Source organism: Sulfurimonas sp. (assembly GCF_018698455.1).
Lineage (GTDB): Bacteria > Campylobacterota > Campylobacteria > Campylobacterales > Sulfurimonadaceae > Sulfurimonas.
In genome coordinates, this window is sequence record NZ_JABIOQ010000072.1 from 40,175 (window position 1) to 53,674 (window position 13,500).

Consider the following 13,500-nt stretch of genomic DNA (forward strand, 5'->3'; position numbering starts at 1 on the left):
ATGATAAAAGGAGTTAGTTATGGCTATTAGTCCACTAGGAAGTGTAATATTTACAAACCAGATGACTCCAGCGGTTTCTTCTGTTCAAAATGCACATCAAAATCGTGTAGACTTTCAAAACATGGTAGCACAGGCTACTGTCAACGAGAAAGATGAAAAAGTTTTAGAAGTCCGTCCAACAGAAGAGAATCAAGAAGTTGATGAAGATAGAGAACATACACGTGATGAGGCAGACAGAGAAACAGAGAGAAGCGAGAAACATGAAGAGGAAGAGGCTGAAGAAGTCGAAGCCGAACCTATTCATATGCTAGATATTAAAGTTTAAGAGAATACTACATCCCCAAAGAATAGTTCACGATTTTTTTCAAAATTTTCTGTTAAAGTAGTGAAGCAACCACCTAGTTCTCGCACTATTTCGATATTTGGTTCTATATAGATTTTATTTCCTTTTTTTTCCATTGTAATTATTTTGGCTTCTCTGAGCTCTTTGAGATGTTTAGAAATTGTGGGAAGGGAAAATTCGAAGTGCTCGGCTATGGTACTTACACAAGTGGTCATTGGAGTAAATACTCCAGCCTCTGGGTATTTCTTCTGTTAAATCTTTGTGGTAAACAACTAAAAGATTGAACACTTTAAAATCAGTCTGTTGAAACTGCTTTTGAAAAGGTCCATTCATGGCTGAATTTATAGCAACTGAAAAACCATTTGTAACTAAAGCTTTTTCTATTAGTGCGGGAGTTATTGTTTCGTTTTTGTTGTCTACGCTAAGTAAGTGTAAATCACCTTTTGCTTGTAGAGATATTGCACAGCATAATACTAGTACAAGTGTAATGATTTTTTTTCATTTGATTTCCTAAGGGTTTATGTAAGTCCAGTCGTTTTTTATACTCTCTATAAGTTCAACTACTCCAGCAGTTACAATTACAGAGCCTTCAACTAGGTCTTCTTCTTTTATTTTTAATGTTCGCATAGTGTTCCCACAAGCAACAAATTCTACTTCATACTGAATGAGTGCATCGACACGTACTGCAGTAACAGGGTTGTTTTTGTTTAAAAGTTTCATTCCCTGTGAATATGCAACTATTTTCATCATCACATTCTCAGGTCCATAAAATTTCAAAACATTATTCGCAACACTAAGTAAATGGTCTAGTGAGTGTGGTGTGCCATCTGAAATTCCAAAAACAATCTTTCGAGGGTTGTCAAACGATGGTTTTGGCTCAGCGAACTCGGTTTCCCCAAATGCAATAATACAAAAAGAGAGTAAAATTAGTGTAAACTTTATCATTTTTTATCCTTAGTTATGTTTTTTGTTAAATTTTTTTGTAGACAAGACTAAAGAGATTTCAATTCTACTCACTGTCCCATTCTAACATTCTGTAAGCTATTTCTACATTTTGTCTATGTATTGAATCGTAAAAATTCATATTTTTATATTCTTGCATTGTAACAATGTCAAGGACATCTGTTATATTTTCTCCATCTTCAATTAGAGTAGAAATCTGTTGGAGTAAACCTTTGATGTAGTTATATGTAAAATTTACAGAGTCAGGAGTGATTATCTTTCCATGTCCACCTATTATGTAGTCTACATCAAGATTTCTAATCTCATCAAGACCTTTGAGCCAACCTCTTAAGTTTCCCTCACGTATAGAGGGGAGTCTATCGTTAAACACCATGTCTCCTACAAAGACTATTTTTTTAGATGGTATGTAAACGTAAAGATCACTATCTGTATGAGCTTTTTGATTCACATGTTTTATGGAAACTTTTATACTGTTGATTTTTAAATTTTTTTCTTTTTCCACTAGTAGTGAAGGGTAGGTTTGTGTTGTTTTAAGGTAAGCCTCTTTGGTAATTCTTTTTTGCATTCTAGTCATTTCTTCTTTTGGAAGATCTGTAAACGCGGCAGAACCTATGATTTTTGCACCTATACTTTCGTAGTAGCCATTGCCTAACCAGTGGTCATCATGTAAGTGGGTGTTAACAACATAAGATATAGGAAGATTTTTGATTTTTTTCATTTGAGAGTATGCTTGAGAAGCATAAGAAAAGGAGGGACCACTATCTATTACAAGATAGCTAGTCCCCATGTTAACAAAACAGGAATTAGAAATATTTCCATTGTTATGCTCGTCCATCACTTCTGAGAGCCCAAAAAAACAGTGAGTTGCTGCTGCACTGATTTTTATAGGCTGAAGTTTATAGTCAAAGGAGAGGAGAGAATGAAATAATACAAAACTCAACATAAGTGACTTCAAAGCATAATCCTTAAAATAAGTAGTTTAATTCAACACGGTATTCGTTGTATGAATCTTTATCGCCATCACCAGCTTTTTCGCGGTCGTTAGCACTTGCTAAACCAACACGAATTTTCGCATATAAGTTTGGTGTAATAGTTTCACGGAAATCCATATGGAGGATGTTACTATCAGCCTGTACACCAGCCGCTTGTTTTGCTTCATCAAAGTCTTGCATTGCATAACGAGCAAGTGCACTAAATCCAGGAACTAAACCAGCCTTACCAAAGTCATAATTTACTTCAGCACAAACAGTTTGAGTGTTTGCATACCAGTTATACTGAGCCATTGCACGAGTATATCCACCAGTTGGGAAACCTCTCCATGGAGCTACGATATCCGCTTCGTCGCCAACCGCAGAGTAACCAACTTGAGCCTTAAGAGGACCCTTTTTAAGACTTAAACGTGCCATTACAAGTGAACTATCTAAAGTATATCTTTCTTTATAGCCTAAGTTACTTGTTGGAGTTGCATCAGTCGCAAGTGTACCTTTAAGTGTTGCCCCACCGATAGCACCACCCCCATTGTCCATTTGCTGCATATAGCGAACACCTGGAGTTAGAGAGTAACCATCGCCAAGAGTAATTTTATAGTTTAATTCACCCGTTAGTGATGAAACAACGTCAGGTACAGAACCATAAGTTATATCTACTTTAAGCCCTTTAACAGACTTGTTGCTAGCATCAACTACAATTAACTCATGTTGAGTATCTGCATTAGCAGCTGTAAAATTAGCAAAAGATAAACCTTGGTGTACTGCAGAGTCATCATTGTTACCCCAGCTATCTTCTGCAGAATCTTTAAATGTAATTACATCATGAAATGTAGTATGGTCACGTAATTTTTGGGCTGTGAAGTATGCTCCACGAATTTTTGTGTCAGGAATATCTTTCGTTTCAAGAACGAAACCTTCAAAAGTATTTGGAATCATTTTTGTATCATTTGATTTTGTAAGGAATGATTCAAAAATCTGACGACCTGTAATAACTTTTGTTTTTGAGTATTCGTACTGAAGATTAGCTTCAGCAAGAACAGCCATACTATAGTTTCCATTCTCTTTAACTTGATAACGACTAACAGTGTCTTTACCAGCTTTTACTGTACCGATGTTATCTGGACTCACACGTAGTGCTTCAAATGGACTGTCAGAGTAGTAAAGTCCAGCCATTGCACTTACACCTTGGTATGATGCAGTTTTATAACGAAAGCTACCACCAAGACCAAATGCATGACTATCATCTCTTTTGTTTAACTCATCAGCATCATCATTTGCCCAGTCCCACTTAAAAGCGTTCATTCTAAGTCTTCCATAAATCATTCCCTCAGAAAACATTTCACTAATGCTATCAACACTTCCTGGTGCTTGGTTTGTAACAAGCATCATATTGTTTTTAAATTCACGTTTTGGTTTTGCCTCATCAGCACTTATAGATGTAGTAAGTAAACATGCCGCAGCAGTTACTAAGCTTATGCGTAATTTTTTCATTTTTCCCCTTAACAGCTTCTAGAACCTTTAACCGGACACCCACAATCATAATCAACTAAAGTAACATTCCCCTCATTACTTACATCAACTATTTTTTCTCTTTTTATATAGTCTCTCGTAACATCATAGACAGCTCTTATTTTGTTTTCTTGAAGGTTGCTTCCTGCGTTTTGCAAGTTACCACCCCATGATGAAACAACATAAGTTTTGTCTAAATCTATTAGTTTTCCACCAATCATTAGTTTAGAGATTCTTTCTCCAGCTTTATTAGCAACGGCGATACTGTATGTAACACCACCGAGACGACTCATGTCTCCTCCTTGCTGATAAAGTGGATTCGCATTGAAAACATTATCTGCTATATCTTCTAAGAGAGTAGCAATTTGTTTCCCTTTTAAGTCAAATGTATATACGTTCGGGTAAGTTATACCACACATCTCATATACATTATCCATTAAAATGTTATCACCTGCAAGTACAGTAGTTCCCCATCTGTAGCCTGGTGTAAATGACATGTCACATTTCATTTCATCCATGATAGCATCATTGATAAGCTGATCAAAAGTTGAAAAGAATGTATCGCGTTTGTAAAGAATGTTCTTAGTTTGACCAAGTACTTCACCAAACTCTTTATCAAATGGTGCATATAGCTCATTTACAAGTTTTACACCCGCTGGATCTGCTGGAATAATATTTGAAGCTATTGGTACAAGTTTGTACTCGTAGTCAATTACTTTTCCATCTTTAGCATCTATATCTAAACGCCCGATAAACTTACCATGACTTCCAGCAATTACAATTACTGTTCCATCAATAGTGATAGGTTGAGGAGAAGGGTCATGTGTATGTCCACTAAGTATAAAATCTATACCATGAACTTGACGCGCAACTTCTTGATCAACACTAAAACCATCATGAGAAAGAACAACAACACAATCAACTTTATGCTCATCTCTTAACTCGTTTACATATTCCTGAAGTGTATCTAGTCTAAGACCAAAACTCCAACCTTCAGTAAACTCTTTAGGATTCGCAGTAGATGTAAATGGAAAAGATTGACCAATAATACCAATCTTAGCACCACCTTTTTCTTCAATCGTATATGGTTCGAAAATAAGTTCTTCATACTCATCTGCAAAAGGATCGTTACCTATAACATTTTGAGTAACAAACTTAGCGTCTAGCATTTCTATAAGCTCTTTAACTCTCTCTTTACCGTAAGTAAATTCCCAGTGGCCAACCATTACATCAACACCAAGATAATTCTGTGCTTTAACAATAGCTTCACCACGAGTCTTAAGAGCAACTCCTGTTCCTTGCCATGTATCACCCGAATCTAAAAACAGTACATTTTCATTACCGCGTTCAGTTCTTACACGCTCAAGATAAGTTTTAATATGAGCAATACCACCCATTTTTCCAAACTTCTTAGCTAACTCTTCAAAATCAACATGAGTATCAAAGTAAGCATCTAGTGAACTTGGTTCCAAACCATAATGTTTTGCAAACGCATCACCACATAAAAATCCTGGTGTACCTACAAGGTTTGGAGCAGAGATCAATGTTGATGGCTCCCTCCAATACAATGGCTTTATATGAGCATGAATATCACACATATGTAAAAGTGTAAAATTACCAGTTGCCTTAAAGTTATATATATCATTTATAGATATTTGAGCGGGTGTTTTTGGAGAGACACAGCCAGTTGCGGCTGCACCAATTCCAAAAACAGCTGCAATATGCATAAAGTCTCTTCTAGAAATATCCATTATTCAGTCCTATCTCTTAAGGCCAGGAATTGCAACTTCCGTGCCCTTAGCTTCATGTGTAAGATATACTTCAAGTGCAACCATTTCAGGAGAACCTAGAGGAATAACTTTTAGTAGTGCATTTTTCATACAGCCTTGAAAACGACGAGGTAGTGTTCTTAAAGAAGACTTAGTCATTCTATATGCTGGCCAAGTAGCTGCAACTGCAACACCTTTTGAAGTTAAATCCGGTAAAGGTTGAGTTCTAAGAACTGCACCAACGATATCGGCAGAGTGACATGAGTTACAAGATAAACCTCTTCCACCACGAGCAGTCATATAAGTTTTTTCTCCAAGCACAAACGCTTCTTTAATATACTTATCTGCATTAACATCAATATTACTTTTCTCACCATTAGCAAGAGTTTTTACATAAGCACTCATGTCAAACATATCAGAACTTTTAAGCTTAAATGGTTTATGAGTATTTTTACTCATAAGTCCTTGAAGAGCTTGACTAACTGTAACAACTTGCTTAAATTCTTTTAAGTAACGAGGAAAACCTGCTATATATGCTGGTAGATCATCTTCACTGATGTTAAAAAATGCAGCAACACCAGCATCTCCACCACAATATTCTTCCAGTAACTCTTCACCATTAGATATCATTAAGTCTGCTGGATTATTTTCTAGCATATCCGTATACATAGCACGGTCTGAATCACTCATAGCAAACTGTTCACCAGCAAACGATAATGATGAAAGAAGTGTAATAGATAAAGCTATTTTAATTCCTGTTTTCATTGATTATCCTTTTGGTTTAATCTTTTTACTTTTTTCATTTACTTCACCAGTATTATCTGTGTAAGTAACTTTTAATGTGCCTTTACCATCTACTTTCATATATGTTGTAAAAACAGGGTTAGTAGATAAAGATTCCCACACTGTCATATTTGTGATGTCTTTTCCATTGTAGTTAAACTTTACATTATTTATAAATTTGGCTGGTATCAACTCTTTTGTCTCTTTGTGTTTCTGTGTACCAGTATCCATTGGGTGCATAACCATAAAACTAACTTTTACAATTTCACCATCTTTAAACTTTTTTGGCTTGATTTTAATCAGTGACTTTCTTTTTTGCATTTTAATCTTCCTATAATTTATATATATATATATATATTTATTTAATTAATTAATTAACTAGTTTGGTTAAAATCAACCACACCCACCGATAGTTACTTTTACGTTTTGAGATGCACTAATGAAGTCACCATTACTTAATTCTACTAAAGCAGTAACATCTTGAGTTCCACCAAGTTTAATACGAGTTGAGAACATTGCTTTTCCATTAGCTGGAGTTAAATACACATCTATAGAACGTGCATTGAAATTATGAGAAGCTAAAATATGAATAGCTTTTACATAGTTATTCTCTGTCATAGGAGAGTCAATGTTAACTGTTACTGGAACAACGGCACCGTTTTCAGCAATTTCTGGAACTTTAAGTTTTATCTTTGATGATACTGTAACTGTTTTGCCTCCAGTGATAGCATCAACAGCTGTTTGGTAAGACATTGTATTTTTACTTACAACTTTTGTTTCGCTTGCAAAACTTATTGCCGGTGTTAGTGCACTAGCAGCAGCAACTAAACCTAGTTTTTTAAAAAAATCTCTTCTTTGCATAATTTAATTTCCTTTTATCTTTCAGATACGATATATGAAGTCATATCACATATTTCTTGTTCATTGAACAACTTAGTTGTTAAGTTAACTGTCATGTGAGTGTTAGCATTTTCAACGCGAGGATCGGCAATTTTTTGATAAACAAATTGATTATCTCTTACTCCACTATCAACAAAAATAGCTTTGTATCCAGTTAAATCCGGACCAATATTTCCAGCACCTACGGCACCTTCTATATTATGACAAGCAACACAGTTTCCGTATTGTTTTGACTTTCCATTAGCATTTTTCTTCGCTAAGCCTTTAGGTAACTTACCTTTTACTTTTCCACCATTTAAGTTGTGAAATATAAAAGCACCTCTAGCAATTGAATCTTTGTCATTAGTTACACAATTACTAGGCATAGTAAATACTTTAGCCGGTGGCAATAAATCTTTTTGAATCAGTTCACTTGCATTAGGCTTTTCTATTACACTACTATAATCAGCAGCAAATAACGAAGTACTTACAAGCAACGATATCATAATGGTTTTCTTCATTAAAAATTCCACAATACTTATTCTTAACGAGTACTCATCTTCAAGTAATAATATTTTCATTTTATTTTCCCATCTATTTTTTTTACTATTTTTCTATTTAACATTATTTGTATAAGTTCATCTTTTGAGTACTGGTCAAACTTCTCGTATGCTTCGTCAAAAAAGAGTTTTCTATCTTCTTTGTCAATTATATCCTGTAGATAGACTAAAGAGTTAGCGGAATAATCAGCATAAATATTGTTTGCATACTTTTCTTTTTTAAGTATATCATAGAGACCACTTTTTGTAATGTTGATAAAAAAGGAGATATCATCGTCTTGGTCTCTAAAATAATCTAAATATTTTTTTGGTAATACAAAAACAAAACCACCAATGATTTTTCCATTTCCATCTTGCATGCTGTCATAAAAAATATACTTATTATCTTTATCTAATAACCCAGTTAGTTTTAGCTCCTTAAAATCAACCGTCTTTAAAGTTTGTATATGAGAATAGTTATAGTTTCTGTTTGCGAGAATATAATCGGAGATAGCTAAATTTTGCATCATTAATACTGCAGTATCAATGTACTGTACATCTAGTAGAACATATAAATCAATGCCGATACTACTAAAAAATTCTGTAATCGATTTAAAAAATGAGATGACTTCCACAAAACCGAGTCTTGTTCCATCTTTGGCATAAATGGGAACAGTCGCCTTGGTTCCCACTCGTCGTCCAATTTCAATAGAAGCCCTAGGATTTGTATGTGTGTCGAAGTACTTGAGGTCTAGCCTGTAGTCTCCAATGGGCATTCCCGTATAAACATTATCCCAACTCCGGGCAAATATATTTAATTCTTCTGTTAGAATTTGTGCTCTGATATGAAGGCTAGTCTCTTTTTCTATACTATTTAGCGCATCGGTTAGTAATTCATATCCTAAATCTTCGTCATCATTTTCAAGTGCATTGACGAGAGCTTCATTCTTTGATAACAAAATAGCGACTTTTAAATCATCCATCTGATGAGTTTTGAGTTGTGCGGCAATCGTCAATCTCATTTGATCCACAATATTGTTTAGTTTTTGCTCATTCACTTCATTATTAAAATAAAAAAAAATGGAAATAGTAATGGCAGTAAGTAGAACAAAAATTATAATTATTTTTTGTAACATAATTGTCCAGTGAGCTTAAAGTAGATACAATTTTACACTAAATTTACAAAAAAGCAATACAAAATAAAAAATATGGAGGTATAAAAGAAAATGAAGAAAATTATAATTTACCTATTAGTGTGTTCTTTTGCAGTAATTCAAGCAGATGAGGAAGTGCATAAAGTTGTTTACGATCTTACAACAAGTAAGTTAGAAACATTTGAAAAAGTTGTGTTAAGTGCAATTGCAATGAATAAAACACATTATGAAAATAAGTTTGAGGAGTTAGAAGTATCTGTGGTTATTCATGGTGGAGCATACAGGTTTTTTGTAAAAGATCTTGTAAATACTATATATAAAGATGACCTGAGACTACTTAAAAAACAGGAGAGCATCAAAAAACATATCGAATTAATGTCTGATACATATGATGTTGAGTTTTTAATGTGTAGAGTTGGAATGCTGAAAAATAAACTTGATGTAAATAATATAATGGATTTTGTTAAAATAGTTCCAAATTCAACTATTGGCTTGATAGATAAACAAAATGATGGATTTGCATATCTGCCAGTTGGAGATTAAACAATAGATTAAAGTCTGATTCGATATAATCTATTAATTAATTATTTAAAATAGGAACGTATATGGACATTTTTGAAGCACATAAAGAGAGAATAATTACGGGGATTGCTCTTTTAGCAGCAGTACTTATAGTAGGTTTAATAGACAACTTTTTCGTAATGTGGTTAGTCTTTGGTGGTGTCTATCTTCTTGCATTTAAAGAAGCAGAGAAACTCTTTGGAGTTGAGAAAGATCATCTTTTCCCTTTTGCTTTAGGTACTTGGTTACTTGCAGGAGTCTATCCTTATGGAGATGATCTTTTTGTTTTAGCTGGTGTTGTTTATGCGAGTGCAGTGGCGTTTAACAAAGAACTTTTATGGAAAGACTTTTTACCTTTTATCTACCCAACAGCAGGTATGCTTTTCATGCTTACAATGTACCAAGAGTATGGAATACTTTCTCTTCTATGGTTACTTGCAGTAGTAGCACTGAGTGATATTGGTGCTTATGTAGTAGGTAAAAGCATAGGTAAAACAAAATTTTGTGAGACAAGTCCAAATAAAACGATGGAAGGAGTAGTTGGCGGGGTAGCTGTTGCTACTATCGGAGGTCTCTTTTTTGGACTTCCTATTGTTGATTTTAGTATTGCCTTTGTTATCTCTTTTATGGTTGCTGTGAGTTCTATATTTGGAGATTTATTTGAATCTTCACTCAAACGCAGTGCTGGAGTAAAGGATAGTGGTGATTTACTTCCAGGTCATGGCGGTGTTCTTGACCGTATTGATGGATACCTTTTTGGTGGAATCATTATGCTTGTTCTCTTGAGAGGACTTGTCTAGTTTGATTCTCCTTGGTTCTACTGGCTCAATAGGTGTAAATACACTCCTAGTCGCTAAAAAATTCGGTATTAATGTTGAGGTTTTAGTTGCTGGTAAAAATATCAAACTCTTAAATGAGCAGATAAAAGAGCATAAACCAAAAGTTGTAGTTATCTCAGATTCTCAAGATATATGGAGTGTAAATCATAGCTGCGTTTACTCAGGTGAAGAAGCTATTCTTGATGTTATTGCTGATGCTTCAAGCTCTTTAGTTGTGAATGCCTTAGTCGGTTTTCTCGGTCTTCGTCCAACACTCAAAGCACTCGAGTGTAACAAAAAAGTAGCACTAGCAAATAAAGAATCTTTAGTTGCTTGTGGTGCTTTTATAGATGTAAGTAAAATTCAACCCATTGATAGTGAGCACTTTGGACTCTGGTACTTAATGCAAGACAGACCCGTTAAAAAGATGATTATCACTGCGAGTGGTGGAGCATTTCGAGATTGGGATATCAAAAAAATTCAAAATGCAACATTAGCAGATACTCAGAACCATCCAAACTGGTCTATGGGTCAAAAGATAACTATAGACTCTGCAACTATGGTGAACAAGATGTTTGAACTTCTTGAGGCTAGATGGCTTTTTGGTGAGGGTGAGTATGATGCAATTATTGAGACACAGTCACTTATCCATGCACTTATAGATTTTAAAGACGGCTCAACTACTGCACATTTTGCTCATGCTTCCATGCAACTTCCCATTGCTTATGCACTTGATGAGAAGATGAATGAGAACATTTTAGAGCATGTTGATCTTCTTAAAATAGGAAGTTTAGAATTTAGAGAAATAGAGACTAGTCGCTATCCTATTTGGAATATCAAAGAAGAATTACTTAAAAATCCGATTCGTGGTCTTGTTGTAAACGCAGCAAATGAAATAGCAATCGAGAAGTTTATAAACAAAGAAATAAATTTTATGGATATCAGTAGTAACATTATGAATGCATTTGACAAGTTTACAGATATACCAAATAATGTTGATGATGTTTTTAGTCTTGATGCAGAAGTTCGTGAGTTTGTGAGAAAAATAAAATGATACAAGGTGTTTCCCTCTTTGCAAATGTAGGTATAGCAGAGACCTACATAAAAAACCACAAAATTAACATTGCAGTAGCGAATGAACTTCTAGATAACCGTGCTCGGTTTCATCAAGAGATGCATCCTAAATGTAAGATGATTCAGGGTGATATCACAAGTGATGAAACTTTTACTAAAGTACTAAAAGCATCGAAAAAATCAAAATGTGATTTTTTAATAGCAACACCTCCTTGTCAAGGAATGAGTTTAGCTGGAAAAATGCATGAAAACGATCCAAGAAATTCACTTATAAAATATGTAATAAAACTAGCACAAGAGTTACAACCTACAAATATTTTAATAGAAAATGTTCCAAAGGTTTTAAATACTTACCTTTCTCATAAAGGTGAAAAGTTAAAGATAACTGACTTTATAAAACAAGAGTTAGAACCACTAGGTTATATAGTGAATCCAGTTGTTGTTGATGCATCGGACTATGGAACGCCGCAGAGTCGTAAACGTGCGATTTATCTTATATCTAAACTCCAAAAATGGGAACTTCCAAGTAAAAAAGAGAAGATTACAGTTCGTGAGATGATAGAGTATTTACCAACTTTAGAAAGTGAACAAAGTTCTGATATAAAGTACCACAACGCAAAAAAACATAACGATAGACACATCGCTTTTTTAAAGAAAACGCCAACTGGAAAAACAGCTCTTCATAACAAGGTGCACTATCCTAAAAAAGTAGATGGTACACGGATTAAAGGCTATGACACTACTTACAAACGAATAGAATGGGATAAACCGTCTCCAACTATTACAATGGCAAATGGTTCAATCTCCTCACAAAACAATGTTCATCCTGGGCGTTTACTTGCAGATGGAACATATAGTGATGCTCGTGTTTTAACTCTTAAAGAGATATTTATATTAACAGGTTTACCTGATGACTGGACTCCTCCTGAGTGGGCAAGTGAAAATCTTATTAGACAGGTTATAGGAGAAGGTGTTCCTCCTATGCTAATAGACTCACTTCTTGGGGTAATGCCTCAAAAATAATGGCTAATGTTTACAGATGGCAGGCTCCTGGGAATGGCAAGATATTTGACAAGCCTTTAGGTGAAGTTAGTTATATGAACAGTCGAACTATTGCTGTTTTAAAGTTTGTTTTAGAAAAAGTAAAAGTTTCACAAGCCGAGTTTGAGCGAGAGATAAAAGCTTACTTGGAAGAAAATACAGACTATGAAGAGAACAATTCCACTCCGGCACATTTTTTTAGACCACTTCTTTTTTTAGGTTTTTTAAAAATAAGTAGCTCAAAGGTTTTGGAACTAACCCTTGAGGGTGATAAGTTTTTATACTTTTATGAAAGACAAGAGTATAAAAAATGTAAAAAGTACATTTTGAATCAGCTCGATAACTCTAAGTACCCGAGTATAGCGACTAAAGAAATTAAACTACAACTTTTTCCTTTTAGGATTTTATTTAAACTTTTACTCAGTGAACTGGAAAGGGGTTTAAGTAAAGAGTTTATAAAAGAACAACTCATTTATCTGAAAAGTTATGATGATTTGGTACTGTATGAAAAGAGTGGGAATCTAGAAAAAATAGCAAAAGAGCAAGAGTATGATAAGTTTTATACTTGGGTGGTCAACTCTCTTGTAAACATAGAAATTCTTAAAAAAAAGAATGGAAATTATTTTATAGCTGATGATATTTATGCTGATGTAGAGACACTTTATAAGAATCTTTCATTTGAGTCTCTTTTTTTTGGTGATGAGACCTTGTTTTGTCAGCTTGATGGAAAAACGGCGAATGAGAGATATAAACGCGATGCAAGACTTATTCAAGATGCTAAAGTAAGAGATAATTTCACATGCCAAATAGATAAGACACATGAAACATTTATCTCAAAGGGTGTAAATTATGTTGAAGGACATCATGTCGTGCCAATGTTTCAACAAAAAAATTACACATTAAATCTTGATGATGTAGATAATATACTTTCTTTATGTCCAACCTGCCATCGTGAGATACATTCAGGTGATAATAAAGGTGATATTTTAAGTAAAATATATAAAATACAGTTGGCATTTATGTCACAAAATAGTATTTCATCAGAAGACTTACAAAAAATGTACTACTGTGCATAAAA

General features: G+C 34.3%; 17 protein-coding genes. 7 read left to right on the forward strand and 10 right to left on the reverse strand.

Annotation, left to right across the window (positions count from 1 at the left end; all coding sequences use genetic code 11):
• Window positions 1–19 precede the first annotated feature (19 nt).
• The gene (locus HOG88_RS10655) at window positions 20–325 is read left to right on the forward strand and encodes a hypothetical protein (protein ID WP_295005984.1); all 306 of its coding nucleotides are present in this window, start codon (window positions 20–22) and stop codon (window positions 323–325) included.
• On the opposite strand, the gene HOG88_RS10660 is transcribed toward HOG88_RS10655, so the two are convergent.
• The gene (locus HOG88_RS10660) at window positions 322–558 is read right to left on the reverse strand and encodes a helix-turn-helix transcriptional regulator (protein ID WP_295005986.1); all 237 of its coding nucleotides are present in this window, start codon (window positions 556–558) and stop codon (window positions 322–324) included. The genes HOG88_RS10655 and HOG88_RS10660 overlap by 4 nt on opposite strands.
• 116 nt (window positions 559–674) lie before the next feature.
• On the opposite strand from HOG88_RS10660, the gene HOG88_RS10665 reads away from it, so the two are divergent.
• Window positions 675–857: a hypothetical protein gene (locus tag HOG88_RS10665; protein WP_295005988.1), complete on the forward strand. Its 183-nt coding sequence runs from the start codon at window positions 675–677 to the stop codon at window positions 855–857.
• On the opposite strand, the gene HOG88_RS10670 is transcribed toward HOG88_RS10665, so the two are convergent.
• The 9 genes from HOG88_RS10670 to HOG88_RS10710 form a co-directional block, all read right to left on the reverse strand.
• Window positions 854–1,288, reverse strand: coding sequence for a DsrE family protein (locus HOG88_RS10670; protein WP_295005990.1), 435 nt, complete (start codon window positions 1,286–1,288; stop codon window positions 854–856). The two genes, HOG88_RS10665 and HOG88_RS10670, sit on opposite strands and share 4 nt — an antisense overlap.
• 64 nt (window positions 1,289–1,352) lie before the next feature.
• Window positions 1,353–2,261, reverse strand: a complete 909-nt coding sequence (locus HOG88_RS10675; RefSeq protein ID WP_295005991.1) for an MBL fold metallo-hydrolase — start codon at window positions 2,259–2,261, stop codon at window positions 1,353–1,355.
• Between the two features lie 10 nt (window positions 2,262–2,271).
• Window positions 2,272–3,786, reverse strand: coding sequence for an OprD family outer membrane porin (locus tag HOG88_RS10680; RefSeq protein ID WP_295005993.1), 1,515 nt, complete (start codon window positions 3,784–3,786; stop codon window positions 2,272–2,274).
• Between the two features lie 8 nt (window positions 3,787–3,794).
• Entirely contained in the window at window positions 3,795–5,555 is a 1,761-nt protein-coding gene (gene soxB, locus HOG88_RS10685; RefSeq protein WP_295005995.1) for a thiosulfohydrolase SoxB, read from the reverse strand.
• A gap of 9 nt (window positions 5,556–5,564) precedes the next feature.
• Entirely contained in the window at window positions 5,565–6,338 is a 774-nt protein-coding gene (gene soxA, locus HOG88_RS10690) for a sulfur oxidation c-type cytochrome SoxA (RefSeq protein WP_295005997.1), read from the reverse strand.
• Between the two features lie 3 nt (window positions 6,339–6,341).
• Window positions 6,342–6,677 (reverse strand): thiosulfate oxidation carrier complex protein SoxZ, encoded by a 336-nt coding sequence (gene soxZ, locus HOG88_RS10695; protein ID WP_295005999.1) that lies wholly within the window; start codon window positions 6,675–6,677, stop codon window positions 6,342–6,344.
• A gap of 72 nt (window positions 6,678–6,749) precedes the next feature.
• Window positions 6,750–7,217, reverse strand: a complete 468-nt coding sequence (soxY, locus tag HOG88_RS10700) for a thiosulfate oxidation carrier protein SoxY (protein WP_295006001.1) — start codon at window positions 7,215–7,217, stop codon at window positions 6,750–6,752.
• Window positions 7,218–7,231: 14 nt separating this feature from the next.
• Entirely contained in the window at window positions 7,232–7,816 is a 585-nt protein-coding gene (soxX, locus tag HOG88_RS10705; RefSeq protein WP_348652958.1) for a sulfur oxidation c-type cytochrome SoxX, read from the reverse strand.
• Window positions 7,813–8,910: a hypothetical protein gene (locus tag HOG88_RS10710; RefSeq protein WP_295006003.1), complete on the reverse strand. Its 1,098-nt coding sequence runs from the start codon at window positions 8,908–8,910 to the stop codon at window positions 7,813–7,815. Before HOG88_RS10710 ends, soxX begins: the two co-directional genes overlap by 4 nt.
• A gap of 90 nt (window positions 8,911–9,000) precedes the next feature.
• Here HOG88_RS10710 and HOG88_RS10715 point away from each other — a divergent pair, with 90 nt between their 5' ends.
• From HOG88_RS10715 to HOG88_RS10735, 5 genes are all read left to right on the forward strand, one after another.
• On the forward strand, window positions 9,001–9,471 hold the full coding sequence (locus HOG88_RS10715; RefSeq protein ID WP_295006005.1) for a DsrE family protein: 471 nt from the start codon (window positions 9,001–9,003) through the stop codon (window positions 9,469–9,471).
• Window positions 9,472–9,533: 62 nt separating this feature from the next.
• Entirely contained in the window at window positions 9,534–10,289 is a 756-nt protein-coding gene (locus HOG88_RS10720; RefSeq protein ID WP_295006007.1) for a phosphatidate cytidylyltransferase, read from the forward strand.
• Window position 10,290: 1 nt separating this feature from the next.
• A complete protein-coding gene (gene dxr, locus HOG88_RS10725; protein ID WP_295006009.1) occupies window positions 10,291–11,361 on the forward strand; it encodes a 1-deoxy-D-xylulose-5-phosphate reductoisomerase in 1,071 nt (356 codons plus the stop codon).
• Window positions 11,358–12,404 (forward strand): DNA cytosine methyltransferase, encoded by a 1,047-nt coding sequence (locus HOG88_RS10730; RefSeq protein WP_295006010.1) that lies wholly within the window; start codon window positions 11,358–11,360, stop codon window positions 12,402–12,404. The genes dxr and HOG88_RS10730 overlap by 4 nt, the downstream gene beginning before the upstream one ends.
• A complete protein-coding gene (locus HOG88_RS10735) occupies window positions 12,404–13,498 on the forward strand; it encodes an HNH endonuclease signature motif containing protein (protein WP_295006012.1) in 1,095 nt (364 codons plus the stop codon). The genes HOG88_RS10730 and HOG88_RS10735 overlap by 1 nt, the downstream gene beginning before the upstream one ends.
• Window positions 13,499–13,500: the final 2 nt, after the last annotated feature.